Source organism: Rhizobium sp. SL86 (assembly GCF_026672545.1).
In the GTDB taxonomy this organism is placed as follows: Bacteria; Pseudomonadota; Alphaproteobacteria; order Rhizobiales; family Rhizobiaceae; genus Neorhizobium.
On the sequence record NZ_JAPPRJ010000001.1, the window covers coordinates 1,977,310 to 2,002,102 of the forward strand.

Genomic DNA, 24,793 nt, shown 5'->3' on the forward strand with positions numbered 1-24,793 from the left:
GCGGCACCCCATAATGTGGCGAGATGAAACTGGATTCCAAATACTTCGATCGCATCCGGACGCGCCGGAAACGGGAGCAGGAATCGGTGCCGCAGGCGCCGACCTGCCAGTGGGACGGGTGCGACAAACCGGGCGCGCATCGCGCACCCGTGGGGCGCAACGCCGAAGGCCAGTTTTTCCTGTTCTGCTTCGAGCACGTCAAGGAATACAACAAGGGCTACAACTACTTCTCCGGCCTTTCCGACAACGAGATCGCGCGCTACCAGAAGGAGGCGATCACCGGTCATCGCCCCACCTGGACGGTTGGCGTGAACAAGGCGGCGAAGGATGCGCCCATCCATGCGACGATGCGCTCCGGCTCTGCCCAGAGCTACCAGCGGGTCAAGGATCCGTTCGGTTTCGTGCGCGAGGGGCACATGGGCGGCCGCACCGCCCAGCCGGCCGTGCGAAAATTGAAGACACTTGAAGCCAAAGCTTTCGACACAATGGGCTTGACGGCGGGCGCAACAGCGCCAGAAATCAAGAGCCGCTACAAGGAACTGGTCAAGAAGCACCATCCGGACGCGAATGGCGGCGATCGCGGCTCGGAGGAACGTTTTCGGGCTGTCGTGCAAGCCTACCAATTGTTAAAGCAGTCCGGTTTCTGCTAAGCCGTTCTGGTGCAAGGCAACATGGCAGCGAATGATTGCGGCCGGACCGTTTCCCGGTGCGGCGTGGAGTGGTGATGAGCAAAATCGATCTTGATATTTCAAACCTCCCGGACACGACGGTCTCTGTCCGGGACGTCTTCGGCATTGATACGGATCTGCGGGTTCCGGCCTACAGCAATGGCGACCCCTACGTTCCGGACCTCGATCCTGACTATCTGTTTGACCGCGACACAACGCTCGCCATCCTGGCTGGCTTCGCGCACAACCGTCGCGTGATGGTGTCCGGTTTCCACGGCACGGGCAAATCGACGCATATCGAGCAGGTGGCAGCGCGCCTTAACTGGCCGTGCGTGCGCGTCAACCTCGACAGCCATGTCAGCCGTATCGACCTCGTCGGCAAGGACGCGATCGTTCTTAAGGACGGCAAGCAGGTCACCGAATTCAAGGACGGCATCCTGCCCTGGGCCTACCAGCACAATGTTGCGCTCGTCTTCGACGAATACGATGCCGGCCGCCCGGACGTGATGTTCGTTATCCAGCGCGTATTGGAAAGCTCCGGCCGTCTGACCCTGCTCGACCAGAGCCGCGTCATCCGTCCTCACCCTGCCTTCCGCCTGTTTGCGACGGCCAACACCGTTGGCCTCGGCGATACGACCGGCCTCTATCACGGCACGCAGCAGATCAACCAGGCACAGATGGACCGCTGGTCGATCGTGACGACGCTGAACTACCTGCCGCACGAGAAGGAAGTCGATATCGTTGCCGCCAAGGTAAAAAGCTTCGGTGCCACCGCGCAGGGCCGCGAAACCGTCTCCAAGATGGTGCGCGTCGCCGACATGACGCGCTCGGCCTTCATCAACGGCGATCTTTCGACCGTCATGAGCCCGCGTACCGTCATCACCTGGGCGGAAAATGCGGAAATCTTCGGCGATGTCGCCTTCGCCTTCCGCATCACCTTCCTCAACAAGTGTGACGAGCTGGAGCGGACGCTGGTGGCCGAGCAGTATCAGCGGGCCTTCGGTGTGGAACTGAAGGAAAGCGCTGCGAACATCGTTCTCGGAGCGTGACGCAGCAGGAACGGCATACAAGGTAAAGACAATGGCAGGCCGCGGCGACAATACGAAGGCAAAAACAGGCGGACCAGTGGACACCGAGCCGTTGCGCCGGGCGATCACCGGCTGCGTGCGTTCGATTGCCGGCAGCGGCGAGGTGGAGGTTTCCTTCGCCAACGAGCGGCCGGGCATGGCGGGTGATCGCATCCGCCTGCCGGAAATCTCCAAGCGTCCGACGGCGCACGAGCTTGCGGTGACCCGCGGGCTCGGCGATTCCATGGCGCTGCGGCTCGCCTGCCATGATACCAACGTCCATGCCACCATGTCGCCGCAGGGCACCGATGCACGCGCCGTGTTTGATGCCGTCGAGCAGGCGCGTGTCGAATCGCTTGGCGCGCTGCGTATGGCGGGCGTTGCCTCCAACCTCAACAGCATGAATGCCGAGAAATACTCCAAGGCCAACTTCACCGGCGTTGACCGGCAGGAAGATGCGCCGATCGGCGAGGCCATGGCCATGCTGGTGCGCGAAAAGCTGACCGGCACCAAGCCGCCGGCCAGCGCTGGCAAGGTTCTCGATCTGTGGCGTCCCTTTTTTGATGAGAAGGTCGGCAAGGATCTCGACAACCTGAAGGGCGTCGTTGACGACCAGCAGGCTTTCGGCAAGCTCGTGCGCCACATGCTCTCCTCCATGCAGATGGCGGAGGATTACGGCGACGAGGAAAACCAGCCGGAGGAGATGGAGAACGAGAACGACGAGGAGCAGCCGCGTAGCAACGAGACCGAAAACGAAGAGGTCGAGGAAGATGCGGGCTCCGATGCGGCCCCGGCCGAGGAGAGCCAGGCCGCGGAAGAGCAGCTCGACGAAGGCGAAATGGACGGCGCGGAAATCTCCGACGATGACATGTCGGATGAGGACGACGACCAGTCCGAGACGCCAGGCGAAACCAAACGGCCGAACCTGCCCTTCGACGATTTCAACGAGAAGGTCGATTACCACATCTTCACGGAGGCCTTCGACGAGGAGATCACCGCCGAGGAACTCTGCGACGAGGCGGAACTGGAGCGCCTGCGCGCCTTTCTCGACAAGCAGCTTTCGCATCTGCAGGGTGCGGTCGGGCGCCTGGCGAACCGCCTGCAGCGCCGCCTGATGGCGCAGCAGAACCGCTCCTGGGATTTCGACCTGGAAGAAGGGTATCTCGATCCGGCCCGCCTGGTGCGTCTGGTGATCGATCCCATGCAGCCGCTCTCCTTCAAGCGGGAACGCGACACGCAGTTCCGCGATACGGTCGTCTCGCTCGTCATCGACAATTCCGGCTCGATGCGCGGACGTCCGATCACGGTGGCGGCCACCTGCGCCGATATTCTCGCCCGCACGCTGGAACGCTGCGGCGTGAAGGTGGAAATCCTCGGTTTCACCACCAAAGCGTGGAAGGGCGGCCAGAGCCGCGAACAGTGGCTGGCCAACGGCAAGCCGCCGACGCCCGGTCGCCTCAACGACCTGCGCCACATCGTCTACAAGGCGGCGGATGCGCCCTGGCGCCGCTCGCGCCGCAATCTCGGCCTGATGATGCGCGAGGGCCTGCTGAAGGAAAACATCGACGGCGAAGCGCTGATGTGGGCGCACAACCGCCTGATCGGCCGGCCTGAGCAGCGCAAGATCCTGATGATGATCTCCGACGGTGCGCCGGTGGATGATTCCACGCTTTCGGTCAATCCGGGCAATTATCTTGAACGGCACCTGCGTGCCGTGATCGACCAGATCGAAAACCGCTCGCCTGTCGAACTTCTGGCGATCGGCATCGGCCATGATGTGACGCGTTATTATCGCCGCGCTGTCACCATCGTCGATGCGGACGAGCTGGCGGGTGCGATGACCGAACAGCTTGCCTCGCTCTTCGACGAGAAGGCCGGTACGGGTCGCGGTCGTCTGCGGCGCGCGGGCTGACGGGCCGGATGGCGAGCAAGCCGCTTTTCTCCGCGCTGCTTCTGGCAACGACGATGTGGATCAGCCCTACTGCCTGGGCTGATCCCCTCATTGCACCCGTTCAATCCAAGCTGCTCTCCAACTTCAAGCCGGGGTCCGACGAGACCCGTTTCGGCGCTTTCGAATTTCTGGGCGGCATCGAGTTCACCTCCAGTGAAAAGCTGATGGGGTCGATCTCCAGCCTGCGCTTCCGGCCGGACGGAGAGCATTTCGTCGCCGTGCTCGATACCGGTCACTGGCTGACCGGTGCGATCACCCGCAATGTCGATGGCCGTCTGTCCGGCCTCTCGGATGTGACGATTGCGCCGATGCTGGATGCCCGTGGCGCGGAACCCCGCTACAAGGGCGACATGGATGCGGAAGGGGTGGCGCTGCGTGAGGGCGAGGTGCTGGTGAGCTATGAGCGCACGCACCGCGTGGATACCTATCCCGATCCGGGCTTTGAGGCGGCCCGGCCGAACGGCACTCTGCCGATCCTGATCCCGGTGCGGGAGCTGCGCGGCAATGGTGGTCTCGAGACGATTGCCGTGGCGCCGTCTGAGAGCGCGCTGAAGGGGGCTGCCATCACCATTGCCGAGCGCAGTGTGGATCGCGACGGCAATCTGTTTGCCGCCATTCTGGAAGGGCCCCTGAAGGGCCAGTTCAAGGTGAAGCGGAACGACCCCTGGGATGTGACTGACGGGGTCTTCCTGCCCTCCGGCGATCTCCTGCTGCTCGAGCGCCGCTTCAGCTTCATCGGCGGGGTGGGGATGCGCATTCGCCGCGTTTCCGGCGAGACCATTCGTCCCGGTGCGTTGATCGACGGCCCGGTGCTGCTGGAGGCCGACATGGGGTTCCAGATCGACAATATGGAAGGCATCGACGTGATAACGGGCGCCGATGGGCGCCCGCATATCCTGCTTGTCTCGGATGACAATCATTCCATCCTGCAGCGGAACGTGATGCTGGAGTTCCGCCTGGTGGAGTGATCCGCTCAGGCGGCCTTGGCCGGCGGCATCGGCTTGATCACGCTCATCAGCGCGCCATAGGGCAAAAGCATCAGCAGGCCGACGATAAGCTTGACGACGAAATCGCCGATCGCCCAGGAGATCCACCGCGGAGCTTCCATCGCAAACACGCCGAGGATCGGCGCCTGGCCGATGGCGAAATCGTCATTGGCGCCGAGGAAGGCAAAGGCCGGCGCGAAGGACAGCGAAAAGAACAGCACCGTATCGAGCATGGAGCCGATGAGCGAACCGGCGAGCGGCGCCTGCCACCAGGTCTGGCGGCGCAGGCGGTTGAAGACGGAGATATCGAGAAGCTGGCCCACCAGATAGGCCGTGCCGGAGGCCATCGCGATGCGCGGCATCGAGGTGTAATAGGAGATCGCCACGCCGACGACGAAGCCGGCAAACACCACGCGGCGGGCAATCTGTGGCCCGAACTGGCGGTTGGTCAGGTCCGTGACGAGGAAGGCGGCCGGATAGATGAAGGCGCCCCAGGTCAGAAGGTCGCTCAGCTGGATGCCGAACAGGCTGCCGAGGACGGGGAACTGGACGAGGAAATTCGAGGCGACGACGACAAGCGTCATCAGGAGAACGTAAAGGGAAGTCGCGCGCAGATACTGCATTTTTTTACCCTGGGTGATGCCACCAGCTGGAGAAAATTCGGCAACAGAAAAGGCTTGAACGGAAGACCGTCAAGCCCTGTCTGGAACCAGTGATGAAGCAGAAGGCAGCCTTACGCGGCTTCTGCGGTCTTCTTGGCGATCTGGCGACGCAGCAGACGAGCGCGCATCGACAGTTCGTTTTCGCTGGCCTTCATCAGGAAGGCGTCCAGGCCACCGCGATGCTCAACCGAGCGCAGGGCATGAGCGGAAACGCGCAGGCGGAAACGCTGGCCAAGCGCGTCGGAGATCAGCGTGACGTCGCACAGGTTCGGCAGGAACCGACGCTTGGTCTTGTTGTTGGCGTGAGAGACGTTGTTGCCCGACTGGACGCCCTTGCCGGTCAATTCGCACTTACGGGACATGGGTACACCTTTGTTCTTCTTTGCAATTGAACGGGGATTCGGGCAAAGCCCGCCCAGCCGATCCAACTGGTCCTGTATGGAAAGTTGCGGTTCTATAGTCAGTGGGGCCGCGTCCGTCAAGTCGAACCTGCGTCCGATGGGCGAATTCCACCGCAAGGCCCGGCACAATCGCTATTTTGTTGCCATAGTTGCCGATCTATAACAAGCACACCAACCCCGCTTTCAGGAATCGCCCATGCTCCAGCGGAGCCGCTCCCTTGTTCTCCTCGCGGTGGCTGCGATCGGCCTGTCCGCCACGCCGGCGGTGACGGCCGGCACCCGCCATATCAGCGAATATGATGTTTCGCTTGGCCTGCTGCCGATCGCCAAGGCCTCGTTTGCCAGCGAATTCGACGGGCGCTCCTACACCATCTCCGGCGCCTTCCGCTCGTCGGGCCTCGTCAATCTCTTCACGCGGATTTCCGCCGATACCAGCGTGAAGGGCACGATCCGCGGCCGGCGGCTGCAGGCGGATGCCTATTCGCTGGTTTATACGCAGGGCAAAAAGACGCGGGTCTACGACATTGCCTACCGGAACGGCGACGTGGTGTCCTCCACCATCAAGCCGGAGCCCGGCTCGCGCCCGCCGACCTGGATCCCGGTGTCGGACGGTGACCTGCAATCGGTGCTTGATCCGCTCTCCGGCCTGATCTTTCCGGAGGGCGCGCAGATCTGCCCGAGCCGCCTGCCGATCTATGACGGGGAATCCCGCATGGACCTCGTTTTGACCTCGAAGGGCAAAAAGACAATCTCGACTGATGGTTACAAGGGCGACGTGACGGTCTGCGAGGTGCGCTACATGCCGAAATCGGGTTATCGCAAGGGCCGCAGCGATATCGAGTTCCTGAAGCAGGCGCGCATGGAAGTGTGGTTTGCCAAGGCCGAGGGCGTCAATGTATATGCTCCGGTCTATGCCCGCATCCCGACCAAGGTCGGGGACGTCTTCGTGACGGCGGTGAAATACGGCGGTTAAGCGGGCGCATGGATCGCCCCAACGGGGGCGGATGTGAAGATCAAGGGAACGCTGATCGGTTTTACGGCCATCCTGATGTGGTCGCTGCTTGCCTTGATGACGGCAGCCTCGGGCACCATGCCGCCCTTCCAGCTGTCGGCCATCACCTTTGCGATCGGCAGCCTTCCCGGCATCATTCTTCTGGCCGTGCGGCCGGAGCGGTTGAAGCTTTTGCGCCAGCCGGCCAAGGTCTGGCTCACCGGCATTGGCGGGCTGTTCGGCTATCACTTTCTCTATTTCACGGCGTTGCGCAACGCGCCGGCGGTGGAGGCGGGGCTGATCGCCTATCTCTGGCCGCTCTTTATCGTCGTCGGTTCGGCGCTTCTGCCGGGCGAGCGGTTGCGCTGGTACCATCTGGCCGGCGCCGTTTCGGGGCTGGCGGGCACGGTCGCCATCGTCTCGCGCGCCGGCATTTCCTTCGAGGGCACCTATCTCGTCGGTTATGGCGCGGCCTTCCTCTGCGCCTTCACCTGGTCCGGTTATTCGCTGCTCACCCGGCGTTTCGAGGCGGTGTCGACGGATGTGGTGACCGGCTTCTGCCTCGCCACCTCGCTCCTGTCGCTCATCTGCCATCTTGCGCTGGAAACCACCGTCTGGCCCGCCAATGGCGGGGAATGGCTGGCGATCATCGGCCTCGGCCTTCTGCCGGTGGGTGCGGCCTTCTATGCCTGGGATTACGGGGTGAAGACCGGTGACATCCAGATCCTCGGTGCCGCAAGTTATGCGGCGCCGCTGCTCTCGACGCTGATCCTCGTGCTCTTCGGTTTCGCCGAACCGAGCCTTCGTATTGCGCTCGCCTGCCTGCTGATCACCGGCGGCGCGGTGCTGGCTGCGAAGGACATGATCTTTAACCGGCGCAAGAGGGAGACCGCGCCGGCGGAATGATGTCAGGCGCCCGGTTCCCAGCCGGGCGGCGCCATCTCGAACTTTTCGAAGACGAAACCGGGTGCCACGGTGCAGCCGACCAGGGTGAAGGCGCCGAGCGGTTCGGCGCATTGCCACTCATCGGCCACGACGACGACCTGCGGGCGTTCGCCCTTCGCCAGATCAAGCCCGAGGATCTCCTCCCGTGCCGATTCCCCGTCTTTCGCAAGCCGGAGCTTCAGCGGACCGCCCGCATAGAAATGCCAGACCTCCGCGGCATCCTTGACACGGTGCCAGTGCGAACGCTCGCCGGCCTTCAGCAGATAGTAGATCGCGGTGGAATGGCCGCGCGCAGCGCCGTTCTCGTCGCGGAAGGTTTCCGTGTACCAGCCGCCTTCCGGGTGCGGCTGCATGGCAAGCGTGGTGATGATCTCGTCGGCGGTCACTTGAAATTGTCCTTGCGCTTGCGGATCTCGGCAAACACCTCTTCGTTGGTGGCGCCTTCCATCAGGAGATTGCGGCGGATCGCCGGATCGGCGACGCGCAGGAAGGGATTGGTTTCCTTTTCCTGCCCCATCATGGTCGGGATGGTGAATTTGCCCTCGGCCCGCAACTCCTCGATCTGCCGGAGGCGGCGCTGCAGCACCTCGTTGTCCGGATCGATGGTGACGGCAAAGCGGGCATTCGACAGCGTGTACTCGTGGCCGAAATAGATCGCCGTCTCATCCGGCAGCACGCAGAGTTTCTGCAGCGAGTGCCACATGTCGGCGGCGGGCCGCTCGAACAGCCGGCCGCAACCGAGCGCAAACAGCGTATCGGCGGCAAACAGCAGCTTGTCCTCCGGAAAACTGTAACAGACATGGCCTGCCGTGTGGCCGGGCGTCTCGAAGACGCGCACCGGATGCTCGCCGAACAGGAATTCGTCGCCATCGCCGACGGTGCGGTCGAGGCCGGGGATCGCCACCGCCTCGTTGACCGGACCGATGATCTCGCAGCCGTAGCGCTCCTTCAGCGCGAGATTGGCTTCCACATGATCGGTGTGGTGATGCGTCGTGAAGATGTGCGTGATCGTCCAGCCCCGCGCTTCTGCGGCGGCAACGATCGGTTTTTCCTCCGGAGCGTCGATGGAGGCAGTGAGGCCGCTTTGCGGATCATGCAGCAGGACGCCGAAATTGTCGCTGCGACATGGAAAGACGTCGATGGCCAGAGTTTTCATGGCGGGAACCCATTGTTCTTGCGGTGCGTCGACACAATGTAGAGGCCCCGGACTTGAAGTCCAACCACCCTTTGCTAGGTTTGCGGCATGCACGCCGATATCGTCGATCTCCGCGAATTCTACCACTCGCAACTGGGCCGCTTTGCCGAGCATTCGATCGCCATGGCGCTGTCGTCGCTGTGGACGCGCCTGCCGGAGGAGCGTCTGGTGGGGCTCGGTTATGCCGTTCCTTATCTTGACCGCTTTCGCGCGGACACCGAACGCACCTTCGCTTTTATGCCGGCGGGGCAGGGGGCGGTGAACTGGCCGGTCGGGGAACTGTCCTCCACCGCGCTGGTCTTCGAGGAGGAACTGCCGCTGCCGGACAGTTCCATCGACCGCGTGCTGATGGTGCATTCGCTGGAATTTGCCGAAAACCCGCGCGAGACGCTGAAGGAATTGTGGCGTGTGCTGGCGCCGGGCGGCCGACTGATCATCGTCGTGCCGAACCGGCGGGGCGTATGGGCCCGCATGGAACATACGCCCTTCGGGTCTGGCCGGCCCTATTCCCGCCGGCAGCTGACCAATCTCCTGCGGGAAACCAATTTTACACCCGCCGCCAGTGCGGAAGCGCTCTTCTTTCCGCCGTCGAAGCTGAGGGCCGTGCTGAAGCTGCGTCACGGCTTCGAGCGGGTCGGACGCAGGCTGTGGCCCGCCTTCTGCGGTGTGCTGGTGCTGGAGGCGCAGAAACGGCTCTATCAGGGGCTGCCCGTGGCGGCACGCGCCTCGCGCCGCGTCTTTGTGCCGGTACTCGGCGCACAAGGGGTGCCGACCACGAGAACGAAAGCCGATCCCTTCTTCCTGCTCGACAAAAGCGGTGTGCGGGATTAAGGCGAAGGATCATCTTTTTCGAAGGTCTTTCCCATGGACAACGCACAGCTGAAGCCCGTTCCCCGCCCCGGAATCATGGATATCGCCGCTTATGTGCCGGGCAAGGAACATGCGCCGGGTGTCGCGCGCGTCTTCAAGCTCTCGTCCAACGAAACGCCGCTCGGTGCCAGCCCCAAGGCGCTCGATGCCTTCCGCCAGTCTGCCGGGCACCTGGAAATCTACCCAGACGGCCAGGCTCACGAGCTGCGCGCCGCAATCGCCGAAACCCATCGGCTGAATGCCGCCAACATCCTGTGCGGCAACGGCTCCGACGAACTGCTCGGCCTGCTGTGCCACGTCTATCTCGGCGCCGGCGATGAGGCGATCATCACCGAGCACGGTTTCCTCGTCTACAAGATCCAGATCATGGGCGCGGGCGCGACCCCGGTGACGGTCAAGGAAACCGAATGCCGGGTCAATGTCGATGCGATCCTGGCGGCAGTCACGCCGAAGACGAAAATGGTCTTCATCGCCAATCCGGGCAATCCGACCGGCACCTATGTGCCTGCCGCCGAAGTGCGCCGCCTGCATGCCGGCCTGCCGAAGAACGTCATCCTGGTGCTCGACGCGGCTTATGCCGAATATGTGCGCGAGAACGACTACGAGTCCGGCATCGAACTCGTGTCCTCCGCCCAGAATGTCGTGATGACCCGCACCTTCTCCAAGGTTTATGGACTTGCGGCCCTGCGCATCGGCTGGATGTACGGCCCGGCCGATATCCTCGACGCGCTGAACCGTGTGCGTGGCCCGTTCAACCTGAATGCGCCTGCCATTGCCGCCGGTGCCGCGGCGATCCGCGACCAGGAGTTTATCGGCAAGGCCATCGAGTACAACACGCTGTGGCTCGACAAGCTGACGCATGCCTTCACGACGCTCGGCCTCAAGGTCACGCCGTCCGTCACCAATTTCCTGCTCATCCATTTCCTGGATGTCGATGGCAAGCGGGCGCCCGAGGCAGATGAGTTCCTGACGAGCCGCGGTTATATCCTGCGGGCGGTAAAGGGTTATGGTTTCCCGAACGCGCTGCGCATGACGGTTGGCCCGGAAGAGGCCAATCGCGGCGTCATCGAGGCTCTCGGCGAGTTTATGGGCAAGGCATGACGGGTATTCTGTTCGACCGCATCACGCTGATCGGCATCGGCCTGATCGGCTCGTCCATCGCGCGCGATATCAAGGAACTTGGCCTTGCCCGCGAGGTGGTGATTTCGACGCGTAGCGAAGCGACCCTGAAGCGCGCCGAAGAACTGGCGCTTGGTGACCGGTACGAGACGTCTGCCGCCGAGGCGGTGAAGGATGCCGATCTCGTCATCGTTTCGGTCCCGGTCGGTTCGTCCGGCGCAGTGGCGGAGCAGATTGCGCCGAACCTGAAGCCCGGCGCGATCCTGACCGATGTCGGATCGACCAAGGCGTCCGTGATCGCGCAGATGGCACCGCATGTGCCGCAGGGCGTTCACTTCATCCCCGGCCATCCGCTGGCGGGCACGGAAAAGTCCGGCCCGGACGCCGGTTTTGCCGGTCTCTTCAAGGGCCGCTGGTGCATCTTCACGCCGCTGCCGGAGACCGACGCCACGGCACTGGAAAAGCTCAAGGATTTCTGGATTGCGCTCGGTTCGCGGGTGGACGAGATGGACCCGCAGCATCACGACAAGGTGCTGGCGATCGTCTCGCACCTGCCGCATATCATCGCCTACAACATCGTCGGCACGGCCGATGACCTGGAGACGGTGACGGAATCGGAAGTCATCAAATATTCCGCCTCCGGTTTCCGCGATTTCACCCGCCTTGCCGCATCCGACCCCACCATGTGGCGGGATGTGTGCCTGCACAACAAGGATGCGATCCTGGAAATGCTGGCGCGTTTTTCGGAAGATCTGGCCTATCTGCAGCGGGCGATCCGCTGGGGCGAGGGCGACAAGTTGTTCGAGCTGTTTTCGCGCACCCGCACCATTCGCCGCTCGATCGTGCAGGCCGGCCAGGACGTGGACGCACCCGACTTCGGCCGCCACGCTCTGGACCCGAAGAGCTGATTTGACGCAAGACCCCTCCCAACAAGGGGGAGGGCTTTAACCCAGCCGACCCGCCGAAGCCGATTGAAGCCCGGGCGGGTGCCGCGAAGGGTCTCCCCCCTCGTGGGGGAGATGGCGGCAGCCAGAGGGGGTTTTCTCCCATATACGATAGCCTCTTACACCTTTGGGGAAGGGCTTTTGCCGGAAACGTGAGATGCTCTCAAGTTTGGCTTTAGATCGGCGGGATCTCGCCGATCGCGATAAAGCCGCCGACGAGCACCTTGCCGCGGTTCAGCGTCAGATCCAGGCTGGCGCTGTCGCCGCCGCCGGTCAGCGCCGACAGCATCTTGGAGGCCGTGTCGATGGTGGGGGCGGCCTGCGGCAGGTTTGCCTTCAACTGATCGCGCCAGGCGGCGATCTTGTCCACCCGAAGCTTCAGCTTGCCGGAAATCCGGCCTTGTTCGTCGATCGAAAATGGTCCGCTGACCGAGAGAAGCTGGCCATTGCCGAGGTCGATGCCGACCTGGCGCATCTCGCCCTGCGTTCCATAAAGACCCTTGCCGCTGTCCTGCCCGGCCAGCATCGCCGCCTTGCCGGCCAGCGTCACGTCGGCGACGGCCGTGAATTTCGGCAGGGCCTGCGGCAGGCCGGCGGCGGTCAGCGCCGTATCCTTCAGCGTGATGGCCGCGTCGAGATCGGCGCCGTTCTGCCTGAGATGCGCTTGCGTATCGGCGACCGCCAGATTGATGGTCTGCTGTGTCTGGGTGGAGACGATGTTTGTTTGCAGCCCCTTGATCACGGTGGAACTGCGCTCGACGCCGCCAAGCGTGGTGACGAGGCTTGACTGCAGGGTCTGCCATTGCGAGGAGGCGGTGAAGCCATGGCTGGTGCGGGTCTCGGCCGGGCCGTCCAACTCCCAGACGATATGGCTCGGTTCGTAGACCTGAGCAGCCGAGCGGAGCGCGCCGAAGGTCACGGCGACGCCGTTGTCGCGGTCATCGATCGCGACCTTCGAGCAGAAGAGACCGATCCGGAAGGGGAAACCGCGGTAATCCGCATCGCTGCATTCGGCGGTCACGCCGCTGCGCTGCTGTTCGCCCAGAATCGCCAGGGTTTTTTCCTTGAGCAGCGATGCGGCATAAAACCAGCCCGCCGTGTAGACGGCGATGACGAGGATGATCGCTGCCGCAAGCCCCCAAATCTTGCCGCTGATGCCGCTTCGGCTTGACGCTGCCATGATCTTCTCCAATGGTGCTCGTTCGAATTGCATGCGGTGTGGCGTGGGATATGGACGAATTTTGGGTGTTTGGCTACGGTTCCCTGATGTGGAATCCGGGTTTTGCCTTTGATGCAAGGATGCAGGCGCGGGCATTCGGTTATCGGCGGGCGCTGTGCGTTCGCTCCTTCGTTCACCGGGGCACACCGGATCGCCCCGGCCTTGTGCTCGGGCTTGATCGTGGCGGCTCCTGCCGCGGGGTCGCCTTCCGTGTCGCGCCGCCGGATCGTGAGGCGGTGATCGATTACCTGCGCAAACGGGAACTCGTGACGCATGTCTATCTTGAGCGGCATCTCCCGGTGGCGCTGGAAGACGGTCGCCAGGTGAAGGCCCTGGGTTATGTGGTAGACCGGGCACATCCGCAATATGCCGGCGCGCTCGATGTGGAGGAGGCAGCGCGCATCGTGCATGTCTCTGCCGGACAGTCAGGACCCAACCATGCCTATGTGGCCAACACTGTTGCTCACATGAACGAGATGGGCATTCGCGATGCCTGGCTGGAAGGGGTGGCGCGGACGGTCGCCTCGTTGCAGGGTCAGGCGGTCGCCTGAGCCTTGGCGCGCTCGGCCTTCAGTTCCGCAATCCGCTTGGCAGCGGTCGGCGGCAACGGCAGGTCGGGATTGGTGGCAACGTTTTCCAGCAACAGATCGTCGCTTGCCTTTTCCAGAGTCTCGACGAGATGGGCAAAAAAGGCGTCCGGATCCATGCCGGGCGCAATCGGCGGCAGGATGCGCACCTTGAAGTGGCCGGGATAGCGCATGGTGCTGCGGCGCGGCCAGAAGAGGCCGGGATGCAGGGCAATCGGCACGACCGGCACGTCCATGTCGCGGTAGATGCGGGCAATACCATAACGGTAGGCGGGCTCGGCGCCCGGCGGGCGGCGGGTGCCCTCCGGATAGATGATCAGCTGGCGCCCGGCCTCCATCTCGATCTTGGTGCGGCGCATGACTTCCAGCATCACCTTGCCGCGGGCGCCGCGATCGACCGGGATCATCCGCTGTTTCATGACATACCAGCCGAACAGCGGAATCCAGGTCAGTTCGCGCTTCAGGATGTAGACCGGGTCATCCATCCACGGCAGCAGCGCATAGGTATCCCAGAACGACTGGTGTTTCGGCGCAAAGATGCAGCCGGTTTTCGGGATGTTCTCCAGCCCCTCGATTTCGAAGGTGGTGCCGACGATCTTTTCCATCAGCCAGTGGTTCGAGCGCGCCCAGTCCTTCGGGATGCGGAACGCCTTCTTGCGCGGAAGCAGGAAATAGACCGGGGTCAGCACGATCATGCGCAGGATGAGGTTGGCATAAAAGGCGACGTTGAAAAGGGTCGAACGCAGCATCAGCATGAAGGAGATCCAGAAATTGCGGGTGCACGCGGTCCCTACACCATCGCGCTGGAAGACGGAAGCACTGGGGGCGTCAGTGGCGTGGCTTTACGCTTTCCTTCTCGATCTCCTCCTCGGTGCGAAGCCCGGTTCCTTGCGGCATGCCGGCCACCCAGCGCAGGCTGGCAGCGGCCATCTTGACGTATTCGGAGAGCATGGTCCGCAGGACATCCGGCTCGGTGAACCAGGCCTTGCGGGTCAGATCCGAGTTGACGACCGGATAGGGGATGAATTCAGTGCCGCGGTCGAGGCGGCGCAGTTCCAGCAGGCTGCGGGGCATGTGATAGTTTGAGGTGACCACCAGCACCGCCCGGTAATGATGGTCGGAGATCCAGCGGGTGATCTCGTTGGCGTTGCCGATCGTGTCGATCGCCGCATACCCGACGTCCACGCAGCACTTGAAGAGATCCTCGGAACCTTGCGTGGTGCGGCGGATCTGGTTGGGCGAAGCGGACGGATGAGCACCCGATATGAGCAGACGCCGCCCGGCCCCGTCGCGCAAGAGGCCAAGTGCCTGGTCGATCCGCTGGTAACCGCCGGTCAACACGACGATCGCGTCGGCCTTGACGCCGTCAGGGGCTCTCAGCGATGTCACCGTATCGGCAAACCAGAGGAAACCGCCGACGGAGGTGGCCGCCAGAAGCAGGACCAGAATGCCGACATAACGCAGGGTACGGCGGATCGGCCCGCTGCGACGGAACAGATTGCTCCATCTGCGCGGCGGCGGCTCCTCTTGAGCACCATTGGTCTGCATCGTCTGGCCAAGGGTCATGGCCAAAAGTCCTTATACCCAATCCGCTCCAGAGAACAGAGCGGAGACCTGATCATGAAGACGGCAAGCCGTCGGAGCGCGCAGGGTCCGAGCGGATCAGATCGATCTCGTCGATGGTGCGCATCACCGTGAATCGAGCCGTCAGTGTCGTCAGCAAGGCAATTACGATCATTGTGGCGAGAATGCCGAGATAACCGGAAAAGCCGATGGTGAAAGTGCCGAAGAGCGCCGTTGCCTGGTCGCTTTCCGGCGTCGCGAGCGAGCGGCTCTGCCACAGATTGGCCGTGGCAAACAGAAGGGCTGCCAGAACGCCGCCGGCAGCGGAGCCCTTCAGGCTGATCTTCAGGAAATGCTTCTGAAATTCGGTGGCGACAAAACCGCTTTCGGCGCCGACAAAATGCAGCACCTCCACGATATGGCGGTTACCGGAAAGCGCGCCGCGCGTCGCGAATACGACGGTCAGGATCATGGCGGTGAAGACGAGCACCAACACGCCCGTTCCTATGAGCACGGTCGTGCGCGCCATGGAGACGAGGCGATCGACCCAGGTGCGGTGGTCGTCCAGAAAGGCCTGCGGCACTTCGTTGCGCAACAGATCGCGCATGCCGGCAAAATCCGGCGGATTGTCCTCGTCAATCGTGATGATCACGAGACGGGGAACCGGCAGTTCCTTCAGGTCAAGCCCTGCGCCGAGCCAGGGTTCGAGGAGGCGTGCGGTGGCCGCGTCATCCATGATCTTGCCGTCCTTCGTGCCGACGAAGGTCAGCGCCAGATCACGGGCCTTGGTCAGCGCCGCCTCCATGTCGAGACCGTCCTGCGGTTTGATCTGGATGGTGATTTCGCGCGAGATCTGGCTTTCCCAGCTCGACGCCGTCGAACGCACCATGCTGACGGCACCGAGCGTGAGGCAGGCGAGGAAGGACATGATGGCGATGACCACCATCAGCGCATTGCCCTGAATGTTGGAAGGCGGCAGGATCGGGCCCATCGGCCGCACGCGCATTTCGGCGCGCTTGGGCTGTGCGGCCGGTGCCTGGTCCTTGTTCTGTTTCTGCGTGGGGCGGGGGCGGCTGATCTCATTCATAGATGTCGAGCCGCCCATCGGTGAGGATCATGCGCCTTGCATCGATCTGGTCCATCAGGCCGAGATCATGCGTGGCGATCACGACGGCCGTGCCCAGCCGGTTGAGTTCCATAAAGAGGTTCAGGAGACGCCGTGCCATCGGCGGATCGACATTGCCCGTCGGTTCGTCGGCGAGCAGGATCTCCGGCCGGTCCATCAAAGCTCGGGCGATCGCGGCGCGCTGTTTTTCGCCGCCGGACAACACTGCCGGCAGCACGTTGATGCGCTCGCCAAGCCCGACCCATTTCAAGAGTTCGATGACATCGTTGCGATAGGTGGATTCCTCCTTGCCGCGCACGCGCAGCGGAAGGGCGACATTCTCGTAGGTCGTCAAATGGTCCAGCAGCCGGAAATCCTGGAAGACGATGCCGACGCGCCGGCGCAACATGGGCAGCTCCGCGCGCGGGATCTGCGACAGGTCGCGATCAAACATGCGGATCAGGCCGCGCGTCGGCTGCAGCGACATGAAGAGAAGGCGCAGCAACGTCGTCTTGCCCGCACCGGAGGGACCGGTCAGAAACTGGAAGGATCGCCTCGGGATGTCGAAGGTGAGGTCGCGCAGGATCTCGGGCCCCATCCCGTATCGCAAGCCGACATTTTCAAAGTGGATCAACGCGTCGTCCAGTTCTTTGGGTGGTCATTCTGCGACCGTTGGTAAACGGCAAGGGTTGACGGAAGCTGAATCATCCCCCGGAAAGCAGGCGGTTTCCGGGCCGGATTTGCGAAGCATTAACCAATTAAATTTACGACTGAGCGGGATTCGTTGCAATGCCCCCGATTCCTGTGGTGCCACAGCGGGGGAGGGGAGAAGATCCATGCACGCCTTCCGCTCGCGCCGCCGGGATAACGCCACCGCTTACGACATTCTGCCGCCGGAGGCGATCGGATCCAGCCGTCCCAACCGTGTGACGGCAAAACACGATGTGGAAGATGCCCATTTCGTGACCCTCAGCGAGGATGGCAGGGCGCCACGTTTCCAGAACGACAATCGGCAGAGGGCGCCGCGCCCGGCGATGAGGGTGGCAGATGCGCCGGCGTCGATGACACAGCGGATCATCGCACGTTTCGAGGCGATGCTGATGCGCATGTCGGCGGATTTCTTTTCCGCGCTCGTGGCTTTCGTCTTCATCGTTGTATTTGGCCTTGCCGGCGGATTTTCGCTTGTTGCCGGTGCTGGCGGAGATCCCGCGCAGGCGGCCGGGTTGGACATTACCCACGTGACGCTCACCCCGCAGGATGCCGATGGACTGCGCGTCCTCGTCATCAACGGCATTGTCGAGAACCGGGCGGGTTCCCGCGTCGAGGTTCCGCCGATCCGCGCCGACATCCTGGTGGACGGCAAGCCGGTCGCATCGACGCTGATCGCCCTTCCGATGAACGATCTGGCGCGTGATCACAGCCGGGGCTTTACCGCCAAAATCCCGCATCCGGGCGGCAAGAATCCACAGCTTCGCCTTTCGTTTGCCGAGACGGGTGCCACAGCCTCCTGATTGTGCTATCGCGGGTCTTCAAGACATTGGAGACGCCCATGCCCATCGTGCGCGGCAAGATCATCGAGCCGCTATTCACCGCCGAACAGATTGCCGAGCGCAACCGCACTCTCGCCGAACAGATCGCCGCCGGTCCGACGAAGGACCTGCTGGTGATTGCCGTGCTGAAAGGTTCGTTCATCTTTGCGGCCGATCTGCTGCGCGCCTTGCATGAGACGGGGCTTGCGCCGGAAGTGGAGTTCATCACGCTCTCCAGTTATGGCGCCGGCACGGTGTCGCAGGGGGTCCGGATCGTCAAGGACATCGATTCCTCCGTCAAGGACCGCGACGTTCTCTTGATCGACGACATCCTGGAATCCGGCCGCACGCTGAAATTCGCCAAGGAACTGCTCTATGAGCGTGGCGCCCGCCATGTGACGCTCGCGGTGCTGCTCGACAAGAGCGTCAAGCGCAAGGAAGAGCTGGAAGCCGATTATGTCGGGTTCGAATGCCCGGACTATTTCGTTGTCGGTTACGGCATGGATGTGGCCTACGCCTTCCGCGAGCTGCCCTTTGTTGGCGTCGTCACGGGTGATGTCCAATCTGAATCATAATCGGAATCCGGTGACGGGGTGTTAACCATGCCAGCCCCGTCCCGGCAAATGTTTACTCCTCGCAAAGGAAATACTGGTCAGTTGGTTCCCGATTTGATGCACGGAGTACCGATTCACCATGGCCAAGATCCTGATCACCGAGGACGAAGATTCGCTGCGCTCATTCGTGGCGCGGGCTCTGCGCCTGGATGGCCATGAAACACACGAGGCGGCGGATGGGGCCGAGGGCCTGCAGCTGCTTGAGGAAGACCGTTTCGACCTTCTTCTTTCCGATATCCGCATGCCGGTGATGGACGGCATCGAGCTCGCCCACCGGGCGGCTGCGCAGTTTCCGGGTCTGAAAATCCTGCTGATGACCGGTTATGCCGAGCAGCGCGAACGCGCCGACGACCTGATGGCGAAGATCATCGATGTGGTGGACAAGCCATTTGCGCTTCCGGATATCCGCCGGGCCGTGGCCCAGGCTCTGACGGCGGCCCCGAAGGCCGCCTGACGCGGCCTTCGCTTCATCCGGATTACCGGATATCGAGCAGGCGTTCGAGATAACGCCGCTCTGCTTCTCCCGACAGTGCATTGCCGAGTTTTTCACGGATTGCTTCCAGGATCTCGCGGGCGCGTTGCACGTCGATCTCGTCCGGCACCTTCACCTGATCGCCGAATTCCGGCCCTGATGTCGCGCGCGGACGGCCAAGCGGATCGCGCCCGTTCTGGCCACCCTCGCTTGCCATGCCCTGACCAGGACCTTGTCCCGGCTGCTGGCCCTGGCCCTGCTGCATGGCCTGCATCATCTGCTGCATCATGTTCTGGGCCCCCTGGCGGAGCGCATTCAGTGCATTGCCCTGGCCTTCGACAGCCTGATCGCCCTGGCCCTGGCCGAGCGCCTCTCCGGCATTGCCCATCTCGCGACCGGCCTCGCCAAAACCCTGGCCGGGCTCCATGCCGAGATCCTTGAGGCCCTGCTGCAGTTCCTGCAGCTTCTTGCCGAGACCTTCCTGCTGGGCGCGCAGATTCTTCAGCGCCTCACGCAGCTGTTCGGCGGTCATCTGGTCGGTCGGGGTCTGTCCCTGCTGACCCTGTTGACCTTGCTGTCCCTGCTGCTGCTGGCCTTGCTGGCCCGGCTGCTGTTGACCCTGTTGCTGCTGGCCCTGATTATAGGGTTGGTTGGGGTTGCCGCGCTGCATACGGTCACGCAACGCCTGGTTCAGCTGGAAGGTCTGGTCCATCAGCCGCTGCTGTTCCTGCATGATCTCGCCGAGCTTGTCGATCTGCTGGCGCATCTGGCTGTTCTGCTGCTGGCCCTGCTGGGGACGCTGCATGCGGCCGGCCTGCAGGTTGTTCATCATGCGCTGCAGTTCGGACAGCATCTGCTGGGCGGCGTCGCGATTGCCGGACCGGGCGAGGTTTTCGATCTGGTCCATCATGTTCTGCAGGTCGCGCTGGCGGATGACGTTCTGGGCCTGCGCATTCTGTTGGGACTGCGGCATGTTCTGCATGCGCTGGGCCAGTTCCGACATGAAGTTCTGCATCGCTTCGCGCAGTTCCTGCATCAGCTTGGCGATTTCCTCGTCCGAGGCGCCATTTTCCAGCGCTTCCGACAGTGCCTCCTGCGCATCGCGCAGGCGACGTTCGGCAAGCGACAGCCCGCCATCCTCGATGCCGAGCGCGATCTCCCAGAGGTAATCGGCGGTATCCTTCAGTTGCTCCTCGTTGCGGGCAAGCTTCATGCGCTCCAGCGCCGAGCGGATCAGCAGGAAGTGGCTGAGGTTCGGGATGGTTTCGTCCGGACGGATGGCGAGCGCTTCGTTGAGCGCCACCGCGCGCGGCATCTGGCGCGTGTCGAGCGCGAAGACCTGGCGCTGCTCGGCAACCGAGGCGGCGAGCGGTTCCACAAAACGGCGTGCGGGCAGCACCATCTCCAGCGGCTGGCTGCGGCCCTCCTGGCCGGCGCCATCGGTCGCCACCAGCGTGATCTTGACGCGCTTACCGGACAGCGGATGTTCGGTGAGGTTGCGGCTGGTGAGCCCTTTCACCTCGCGGGCATTCTGCCGCGGCAGGTCCAGCTTGTACTCGGGAAGCGGATAAAGCGGCGTTGCGCCTTCCGCCTGTTTGTCCGCCGGCTCGATCAGCGCGAAGGCACGCTGGATGCCGTAATCGTCCCGGCCCGTAAAGCCGATTTCGAGCGCTCCGTTCACGGCGCGGCGCGGTTGTTTGTCGAAGGCGATTTCCGGTGCCCGATCGGGAATGACGTCGAACATCCATTGCTGGCCGTTGACGGTCAGGTCACCGCTGTCGTTAACCTTCATCTTGTAGGTGCGCGGTGGCAGGGGCTGGCCTTCCGGGCGCACGGTTACCTGCGTTGCGGCAGGTTTGTTCGCGGCGGACTGTCCGCCAGCTGCCTGGCTGCCGGAGGCGGCGTTTGCCACGCGGGCCTCTTCCGGCGAAAGAGTGGTCGCCGGCCCGCCTTCCAGAGGCGCGAAGGTCACCGCTTCGTCACCTTCACCGCCGGTGACGCGGATGGTGAGCTCTGAAAACTGCGGGATCTGCACCCCGCCGGTGACCGGCGCTTCGCGGCCGGTCAGGAAGATCGGCGCGCGGGCGGTATAGGGCGGCGGTGTCAGCCAAGCATCGACGCGCAGATCCGGGTTGATGCGTGCCGCCGGTGCCGAGGGCTGCAGGACGTCCGAGGGGCTGCCGCCGCCATTGGAATAGGAAAAACCGAAGGCCGCCGCCAGCAGCAGGGCCGGCACGGCGCGGAGGGCAAACCGGTCATGGCGGGCGATATCGGGCTGCGGAAGACCGGCATCGAGCGCTGCGATGCGCCGCGCCATGCGCAGTTGGTGTTCCTTCCAGAGCGCTCGGGCGATGGGCGAATCGAAGGCGGGTTCTTCTTCCTGCACCGCCACCGGCTGGTGCGGCAGGTTGTTGCGTTCTTCCAGCAGGCGGTCCGCTTCCGGCGGCGTCGGCCAACGCAGACGCCCAAGCGGCAGGATCGATGTGAGGAAGGCAAAAACAAAGAGGCCGAAGGCAACCCAGCGCATCAGGTCCGGCATCTGCCGGAAGAGGCCGAACCAGGCGGTGGCGAGAAACAAAGCTATGACGGCGAGGGGTGCCAAAAGCAGAGGCGCGAGCCGCTCCAGGAACAGGACGAAACGTGCGAGCGATCGTTTGAGCGCAACGCGACGCGCTAAAGCGGGATGCGCGTCGAAGGCGCCCTTGCGAATGAGGCTCATGCGGTCCGTCTCCTGTGGTGGCGGCGTCAACCGGGGTCGATGTCGCTTCGCGCGAACCGACACGTCACAGGATACCAGTGTTTGTGGCGAAGACGAGGGCATGGGCCGATTTTGCCCCTGCTTTCTCGCCGTTTCGCTGAAATGTGAATGCTAATGTGCCGGCAAGACCAGGTCAGGCCAGCCAATCGGGGATGGAATCGAGCCCGATCAGCTCCTCATAGGTCGTGCGCGGACGGATGACGTGGAATTCATCGCCCTTCACCAGCACTTCGGGAATCAGCAGACGCGAATTGTAGGTGCCGGCCTGAACGGCGCCATAGGCCCCGGCGGAGGCGACGGCAAACAGGTCTCCCGCCGCCGGCCGGGCCATTTCGCGGTCAAGCGCCAGGTAATCGCCGGTCTCGCAGACGGGACCAACGACGTCGGCCTTGATGCGCGGTGCATCCGGTGCCGGGATCAGGACGGGGCGGATCGCATGGTAGGCTTCGTAGAGCGTCGGGCGGATGAGGTCGTTCATGGCGCCGTCGACGATGACGAAGGTCTTTTCGCCGGCGTCCTTCACGAAGATGACTTCGGTCACCAGGATGCCGGCATTGCCGACGATCAGCCGTCCCGGTTCGGTGACGATCTTGCAGTTGAGGCTTCTGAGCTGCGCCTTGACGATGTCGGCATAGGCATCGGGGAGCGGCGGAGGTGTGTTGTCATCCTTGTACGGGATGCCGAGGCCGCCGCCGATATCGACATGTTCGATGGTGTGGCCATCGCCGCGCAGGGTTTCCACCAGTTCGCGCAGCAGGCGGAAGGCATCCTCGAAGGGCTGCAGTTCGACGATCTGGCTGCCGATATGCATGTCGATGCCGCTGACGTGGATGCCGGGAAGTGTCGCGGCATGGGCGTAGACCGCACGCGCGCGCTCGTAGGAAATGCCGAACTTGTTTTCCTTCTTGCCGGTCGAGATCTTCGCATGGGTGCGCGCATCGACATCCGGGTTGATGCGGAAGGAGACATGCGCCTTCTTGCCCATCTTCACGGCGCGAAGGTTCAGGATTTCCAGTTCCGGCTCGGATTCGACGTTGAAGCAGTAGATGCCGGCTTCGAGCGCCAGATCCATTTCCGCCGGTGTCTTGCCGACGCCGGAGAACATGATGCGGTTTGCCGGAATGCCGGCGGAGAGTGCCCGGCGCAACTCGCCACCCGAGACCACGTCCACGCCCGCCCCAAGACGACCGAGGGTCTTCAGCACCGCCTGGTTGGAATTCGCCTTCATGGCGTAACAGACCATGGCGTCGACATCGGCGAAGGCTTCCGAGAAGACGCGGTAGTGCCGCTCCAGCGTGGCAGTGGAATAACAGTAGAAAGGCGTTCCGACTGCCTTGGCAATTTCGGGAATGGCGACGTTTTCAGCGTGCAGCACGCCGTCAATATACTGGAAATGGTTCACGGGGGCGTGCTCGGCTTAGAGAAGCGGATCGAGGAGGAAGGGGCGCTCTGCGACCGGCTGGTTCTTCTGGCCCGGCGTCTTGCGCACGTTCTGCTGGTCAACCGGCGTGCTCGGTTTGTCGAGCGACCCTTTGCGGCCACAGCCGGTGACGGCGATGCCGGCAATGCAGAGCACGATGACGATGCGGGCAGTGTTGCGCAGGGTCGACATTCTTCTTCCTTTATCGGATGGCCCTTGCCAGCGGGCCTTTGTCAGCAAGAGGGCTGCCTGTTCTTAGCGAAGTTCAGCCCGCTTGTGCAGTCAATTCTCGTGATGGATCAGTTGCGCGAGCGCCACCAGGCGATCTGCTTGCGCACCTCCGATGGGGCCGTGCCGCCAAAGCTCGTGCGGCTGGCAACAGAGGCATCGACGGAGAGAACGTCGAAGACCTTGTCGGTGATCGCGGCATGGATCGACTGCAGGTCGGAAAGCGACAGGTCTGCGAGATCGCAGGCCTTGTCTTCCGCCATGGCAACGGCCCGGCCGGTCACATGGTGGGCGTCGCGGAAGGGAAGCCCGGCCTCGCGCACCAGCCAGTCGGCGAGATCGGTGGCGGTCGAATAACCGGAGCCGGCTGCCGCGCGCATGCGGTCAGAACGCACCGTCATGTCGCGCACCATGCCGGCCATGGCGGCAAGCGCCAGTTCCAGGTTCTCGGCGGCATCGAAGACCTGTTCCTTGTCTTCCTGCATGTCCTTGGAATAGGCGAGCGGCAGGCCCTTCATCACGGTCAGAAGCGCAACCAGCGACCCGTTGATGCGGCCGGTCTTGGCGCGCACCAGTTCGGCGGCATCCGGGTTCTTTTTCTGCGGCATGATGGAAGAGCCGGTCGAAAACGCATCCGACAGGCGAATGAAACCGAATTGCGGCGTCGACCAGATGACGATCTCTTCGGCAAACCGCGACAGGTGCACGGCGCAGATCGCGGCGACCGACAGGAATTCCAGCGCGAAATCGCGATCGGAGACCGTGTCGATGGAATTGCGGGTCGGCTCGCGGAACCCGAGCGCTTCCGCCGTCATGTGGCGGTCGATCGCAAAACCGGTGCCGGCAAGGGCGGCAGCGCCGATCGGGCTTTCGTCCAGATGGTCGATCGCATGGCGAACGCGGGCGCGATCCCGGCCGAACATTTCGACATAGGCCATGCAGTGGTGGCCGAAGGTGACCGGCTGGGCGGTCTGCAGATGAGTGAAGCCCGGCATCACCGTATCGGCATGTTCTTCCGCCTTGTCGAGCAGGGCGGCGATCAGGTCGCTCAGCATGGCTTCGGTCTTGGACAGCTCTTCCTTGACCCAGAGACGGAAATCGAGCGCCACCTGGTCATTGCGCGAGCGGGCGGTGTGCAGGCGGCCAGCGGCGGGGCCGATCAGCTTGGCCAGCCGCGCCTCGATGTTCATGTGGATGTCTTCGAGCTTGCGGGAGAACTCGAAACGGCCTTCCTGGATCTCTGACAGGATCGTGTTCAGGCCGTCGACAATCTTGTCTTTATCTTCGGCGGAAATGATGCCCTGTTTCGCCAGCATGGTGGCATGCGCGATTGAGCCGCGGATATCTTGGGCGTAGAGCTTCTTGTCGAAGCCGATGGAGGCATTTATCTCCTCCATGATGGCGTCCGGTCCCGAGGCAAAGCGCCCGCCCCACATCTGGTTGGAGGAAGCCTGGTCCTTCGTGCCGTCTGCCATGAGTATCCGTCCTGGAGTTTTGAA

General features: G+C 63.1%; 26 protein-coding genes. 13 read left to right on the plus strand and 13 right to left on the minus strand.

The features are described from left to right. The first annotated feature begins 23 nt into the window (after window positions 1–23). The 4 genes from OU993_RS09775 to OU993_RS09790 all read left to right on the plus strand — a co-directional run bounded on the left by OU993_RS09775 (window position 24) and on the right by OU993_RS09790 (window position 4,654). Window positions 24–650 carry a J domain-containing protein gene (locus OU993_RS09775; protein ID WP_165216485.1) on the plus strand — a complete coding sequence of 209 codons (627 nt, stop codon included), beginning with the start codon at window positions 24–26 and terminating at the stop codon, window positions 648–650. Between the two features lie 74 nt (window positions 651–724). After that, complete coding sequence (cobS, locus tag OU993_RS09780) at window positions 725–1,717, plus strand: cobaltochelatase subunit CobS (RefSeq protein ID WP_268156610.1); 993 nt, start codon at window positions 725–727, stop codon at window positions 1,715–1,717. 31 nt (window positions 1,718–1,748) lie between these two features. Further along, the gene (cobT, locus tag OU993_RS09785; protein WP_268156612.1) at window positions 1,749–3,647 is read left to right on the plus strand and encodes a cobaltochelatase subunit CobT; all 1,899 of its coding nucleotides are present in this window, start codon (window positions 1,749–1,751) and stop codon (window positions 3,645–3,647) included. Window positions 3,648–3,700: 53 nt separating this feature from the next. Beyond that, the gene (locus OU993_RS09790) at window positions 3,701–4,654 is read left to right on the plus strand and encodes an esterase-like activity of phytase family protein (RefSeq protein ID WP_268157643.1); all 954 of its coding nucleotides are present in this window, start codon (window positions 3,701–3,703) and stop codon (window positions 4,652–4,654) included. 5 nt (window positions 4,655–4,659) lie between these two features. On the opposite strand, the gene OU993_RS09795 is transcribed toward OU993_RS09790, so the two are convergent. Continuing rightward, complete coding sequence (locus OU993_RS09795; protein ID WP_268156614.1) at window positions 4,660–5,295, minus strand: queuosine precursor transporter; 636 nt, start codon at window positions 5,293–5,295, stop codon at window positions 4,660–4,662. A 110-nt stretch (window positions 5,296–5,405) separates the two neighbouring features. After that, a complete protein-coding gene (gene rpmB / locus OU993_RS09800; RefSeq protein ID WP_268156616.1) occupies window positions 5,406–5,696 on the minus strand; it encodes a 50S ribosomal protein L28 in 291 nt (96 codons plus the stop codon). A 235-nt stretch (window positions 5,697–5,931) separates the two neighbouring features. Here rpmB and OU993_RS09805 point away from each other — a divergent pair, with 235 nt between their 5' ends. Together OU993_RS09805 and yddG are read left to right on the plus strand one after the other, a co-directional pair. Then, window positions 5,932–6,708, plus strand: a complete 777-nt coding sequence (locus OU993_RS09805) for a DUF3108 domain-containing protein (RefSeq protein WP_268156618.1) — start codon at window positions 5,932–5,934, stop codon at window positions 6,706–6,708. Window positions 6,709–6,741: 33 nt separating this feature from the next. Continuing rightward, window positions 6,742–7,632: an aromatic amino acid exporter YddG gene (gene yddG / locus OU993_RS09810; RefSeq protein WP_268156620.1), complete on the plus strand. Its 891-nt coding sequence runs from the start codon at window positions 6,742–6,744 to the stop codon at window positions 7,630–7,632. Between the two features lie 2 nt (window positions 7,633–7,634). Here the strand turns inward: yddG and OU993_RS09815 are convergent, their stop codons facing one another. Together OU993_RS09815 and gloB are read right to left on the minus strand one after the other, a co-directional pair. Continuing rightward, entirely contained in the window at window positions 7,635–8,057 is a 423-nt protein-coding gene (locus tag OU993_RS09815) for a cupin domain-containing protein (protein ID WP_268156622.1), read from the minus strand. Continuing rightward, window positions 8,054–8,827: a hydroxyacylglutathione hydrolase gene (gene gloB / locus OU993_RS09820; RefSeq protein ID WP_268156624.1), complete on the minus strand. Its 774-nt coding sequence runs from the start codon at window positions 8,825–8,827 to the stop codon at window positions 8,054–8,056. Before gloB ends, OU993_RS09815 begins: the two co-directional genes overlap by 4 nt. Before the next feature lie 87 nt (window positions 8,828–8,914). On the opposite strand from gloB, the gene OU993_RS09825 reads away from it, so the two are divergent. From OU993_RS09825 to OU993_RS09835, 3 genes are read left to right on the plus strand one after another with little or no spacing between them, the layout of a single operon-like run. Further along, the gene (locus OU993_RS09825) at window positions 8,915–9,697 is read left to right on the plus strand and encodes a class I SAM-dependent methyltransferase (protein WP_268156625.1); all 783 of its coding nucleotides are present in this window, start codon (window positions 8,915–8,917) and stop codon (window positions 9,695–9,697) included. A 33-nt stretch (window positions 9,698–9,730) separates the two neighbouring features. Next, complete coding sequence (hisC, locus tag OU993_RS09830; protein ID WP_268156626.1) at window positions 9,731–10,837, plus strand: histidinol-phosphate transaminase; 1,107 nt, start codon at window positions 9,731–9,733, stop codon at window positions 10,835–10,837. Beyond that, complete coding sequence (locus OU993_RS09835; protein WP_268156628.1) at window positions 10,834–11,763, plus strand: prephenate/arogenate dehydrogenase family protein; 930 nt, start codon at window positions 10,834–10,836, stop codon at window positions 11,761–11,763. The genes hisC and OU993_RS09835 overlap by 4 nt, the downstream gene beginning before the upstream one ends. A 211-nt stretch (window positions 11,764–11,974) precedes the next feature. Here OU993_RS09835 and OU993_RS09840 read toward each other — a convergent pair whose 3' ends face one another. After that, complete coding sequence (locus OU993_RS09840; protein WP_268156630.1) at window positions 11,975–12,979, minus strand: DUF2125 domain-containing protein; 1,005 nt, start codon at window positions 12,977–12,979, stop codon at window positions 11,975–11,977. A gap of 50 nt (window positions 12,980–13,029) precedes the next feature. On the opposite strand from OU993_RS09840, the gene OU993_RS09845 reads away from it, so the two are divergent. Beyond that, the gene (locus OU993_RS09845) at window positions 13,030–13,569 is read left to right on the plus strand and encodes a gamma-glutamylcyclotransferase (RefSeq protein ID WP_268156632.1); all 540 of its coding nucleotides are present in this window, start codon (window positions 13,030–13,032) and stop codon (window positions 13,567–13,569) included. Here OU993_RS09845 and OU993_RS09850 read toward each other — a convergent pair. The 4 genes from OU993_RS09850 to ftsE form a co-directional block, all read right to left on the minus strand. Next, window positions 13,554–14,360 carry a lysophospholipid acyltransferase family protein gene (locus tag OU993_RS09850; RefSeq protein WP_268156633.1) on the minus strand — a complete coding sequence of 269 codons (807 nt, stop codon included), beginning with the start codon at window positions 14,358–14,360 and terminating at the stop codon, window positions 13,554–13,556. The genes OU993_RS09845 and OU993_RS09850 overlap by 16 nt on opposite strands. A gap of 73 nt (window positions 14,361–14,433) precedes the next feature. Further along, window positions 14,434–15,171, minus strand: a complete 738-nt coding sequence (locus OU993_RS09855; protein WP_442792895.1) for a YdcF family protein — start codon at window positions 15,169–15,171, stop codon at window positions 14,434–14,436. Window positions 15,172–15,223: 52 nt separating this feature from the next. Next, window positions 15,224–16,255, minus strand: a complete 1,032-nt coding sequence (locus tag OU993_RS09860) for a cell division protein FtsX (protein WP_268156634.1) — start codon at window positions 16,253–16,255, stop codon at window positions 15,224–15,226. Further along, complete coding sequence (gene ftsE / locus OU993_RS09865) at window positions 16,248–16,907, minus strand: cell division ATP-binding protein FtsE (protein ID WP_268156635.1); 660 nt, start codon at window positions 16,905–16,907, stop codon at window positions 16,248–16,250. Before ftsE ends, OU993_RS09860 begins: the two co-directional genes overlap by 8 nt. 202 nt (window positions 16,908–17,109) lie before the next feature. On the opposite strand from ftsE, the gene OU993_RS09870 reads away from it, so the two are divergent. The 3 genes from OU993_RS09870 (at window position 17,110) to OU993_RS09880 (ending at window position 18,870) form a co-directional block, all read left to right on the plus strand. After that, entirely contained in the window at window positions 17,110–17,784 is a 675-nt protein-coding gene (locus OU993_RS09870) for a hypothetical protein (RefSeq protein WP_268156636.1), read from the plus strand. A gap of 38 nt (window positions 17,785–17,822) precedes the next feature. Continuing rightward, window positions 17,823–18,377, plus strand: coding sequence for a hypoxanthine phosphoribosyltransferase (gene hpt / locus OU993_RS09875; protein WP_268156638.1), 555 nt, complete (start codon window positions 17,823–17,825; stop codon window positions 18,375–18,377). 118 nt (window positions 18,378–18,495) lie between these two features. Continuing rightward, a complete protein-coding gene (locus OU993_RS09880; RefSeq protein ID WP_268156640.1) occupies window positions 18,496–18,870 on the plus strand; it encodes a response regulator in 375 nt (124 codons plus the stop codon). Between the two features lie 22 nt (window positions 18,871–18,892). Here the strand turns inward: OU993_RS09880 and OU993_RS09885 are convergent, their stop codons facing one another. From OU993_RS09885 to argH, 4 genes are all read right to left on the minus strand, one after another. Further along, complete coding sequence (locus OU993_RS09885) at window positions 18,893–21,607, minus strand: TIGR02302 family protein (RefSeq protein ID WP_268156642.1); 2,715 nt, start codon at window positions 21,605–21,607, stop codon at window positions 18,893–18,895. 172 nt (window positions 21,608–21,779) lie between these two features. Beyond that, on the minus strand, window positions 21,780–23,048 hold the full coding sequence (gene lysA, locus OU993_RS09890; RefSeq protein WP_268156644.1) for a diaminopimelate decarboxylase: 1,269 nt from the start codon (window positions 23,046–23,048) through the stop codon (window positions 21,780–21,782). 15 nt (window positions 23,049–23,063) lie between these two features. Then, window positions 23,064–23,258, minus strand: coding sequence for an LPS translocon maturation chaperone LptM (gene lptM / locus OU993_RS09895; protein WP_268156645.1), 195 nt, complete (start codon window positions 23,256–23,258; stop codon window positions 23,064–23,066). A gap of 107 nt (window positions 23,259–23,365) precedes the next feature. Continuing rightward, entirely contained in the window at window positions 23,366–24,769 is a 1,404-nt protein-coding gene (gene argH / locus OU993_RS09900; RefSeq protein ID WP_268156646.1) for an argininosuccinate lyase, read from the minus strand. Window positions 24,770–24,793: the final 24 nt, after the last annotated feature.

Excerpts from the sequence above, each read along its gene's own strand:
- OU993_RS09885 (WP_268156642.1), bottom strand. The coding sequence starts at position 21,607 with ATGAGCCTCATTCGCAAGGGCGCCTTCGACGCGCATCCCGCTTTAGCG.
- OU993_RS09775 (WP_165216485.1), top strand. The coding sequence starts at position 24 with ATGAAACTGGATTCCAAATACTTCGATCGCATCCGGACGCGCCGGAAA.
- gloB (WP_268156624.1), bottom strand. The coding sequence starts at position 8,827 with ATGAAAACTCTGGCCATCGACGTCTTTCCATGTCGCAGCGACAATTTC.
- OU993_RS09845 (WP_268156632.1), top strand. The coding sequence starts at position 13,030 with ATGGACGAATTTTGGGTGTTTGGCTACGGTTCCCTGATGTGGAATCCG.
- OU993_RS09840 (WP_268156630.1), bottom strand. The coding sequence starts at position 12,979 with ATGGCAGCGTCAAGCCGAAGCGGCATCAGCGGCAAGATTTGGGGGCTT.
- OU993_RS09855 (WP_442792895.1), bottom strand. The coding sequence starts at position 15,171 with ATGACCCTTGGCCAGACGATGCAGACCAATGGTGCTCAAGAGGAGCCG.
- OU993_RS09825 (WP_268156625.1), top strand. The coding sequence starts at position 8,915 with ATGCACGCCGATATCGTCGATCTCCGCGAATTCTACCACTCGCAACTG.
- cobT (WP_268156612.1), top strand. The coding sequence starts at position 1,749 with ATGGCAGGCCGCGGCGACAATACGAAGGCAAAAACAGGCGGACCAGTG.
- argH (WP_268156646.1), bottom strand. The coding sequence starts at position 24,769 with ATGGCAGACGGCACGAAGGACCAGGCTTCCTCCAACCAGATGTGGGGC.
- OU993_RS09860 (WP_268156634.1), bottom strand. The coding sequence starts at position 16,255 with ATGAATGAGATCAGCCGCCCCCGCCCCACGCAGAAACAGAACAAGGAC.
- hisC (WP_268156626.1), top strand. The coding sequence starts at position 9,731 with ATGGACAACGCACAGCTGAAGCCCGTTCCCCGCCCCGGAATCATGGAT.
- OU993_RS09850 (WP_268156633.1), bottom strand. The coding sequence starts at position 14,360 with ATGCTGATGCTGCGTTCGACCCTTTTCAACGTCGCCTTTTATGCCAAC.
- OU993_RS09835 (WP_268156628.1), top strand. The coding sequence starts at position 10,834 with ATGACGGGTATTCTGTTCGACCGCATCACGCTGATCGGCATCGGCCTG.
- OU993_RS09880 (WP_268156640.1), top strand. The coding sequence starts at position 18,496 with ATGGCCAAGATCCTGATCACCGAGGACGAAGATTCGCTGCGCTCATTC.
- rpmB (WP_268156616.1), bottom strand. The coding sequence starts at position 5,696 with ATGTCCCGTAAGTGCGAATTGACCGGCAAGGGCGTCCAGTCGGGCAAC.
- OU993_RS09870 (WP_268156636.1), top strand. The coding sequence starts at position 17,110 with ATGCACGCCTTCCGCTCGCGCCGCCGGGATAACGCCACCGCTTACGAC.
- OU993_RS09795 (WP_268156614.1), bottom strand. The coding sequence starts at position 5,295 with ATGCAGTATCTGCGCGCGACTTCCCTTTACGTTCTCCTGATGACGCTT.
- lptM (WP_268156645.1), bottom strand. The coding sequence starts at position 23,258 with ATGTCGACCCTGCGCAACACTGCCCGCATCGTCATCGTGCTCTGCATT.
- cobS (WP_268156610.1), top strand. The coding sequence starts at position 725 with ATGAGCAAAATCGATCTTGATATTTCAAACCTCCCGGACACGACGGTC.
- OU993_RS09805 (WP_268156618.1), top strand. The coding sequence starts at position 5,932 with ATGCTCCAGCGGAGCCGCTCCCTTGTTCTCCTCGCGGTGGCTGCGATC.
- hpt (WP_268156638.1), top strand. The coding sequence starts at position 17,823 with ATGCCCATCGTGCGCGGCAAGATCATCGAGCCGCTATTCACCGCCGAA.
- OU993_RS09790 (WP_268157643.1), top strand. The coding sequence starts at position 3,701 with ATGTGGATCAGCCCTACTGCCTGGGCTGATCCCCTCATTGCACCCGTT.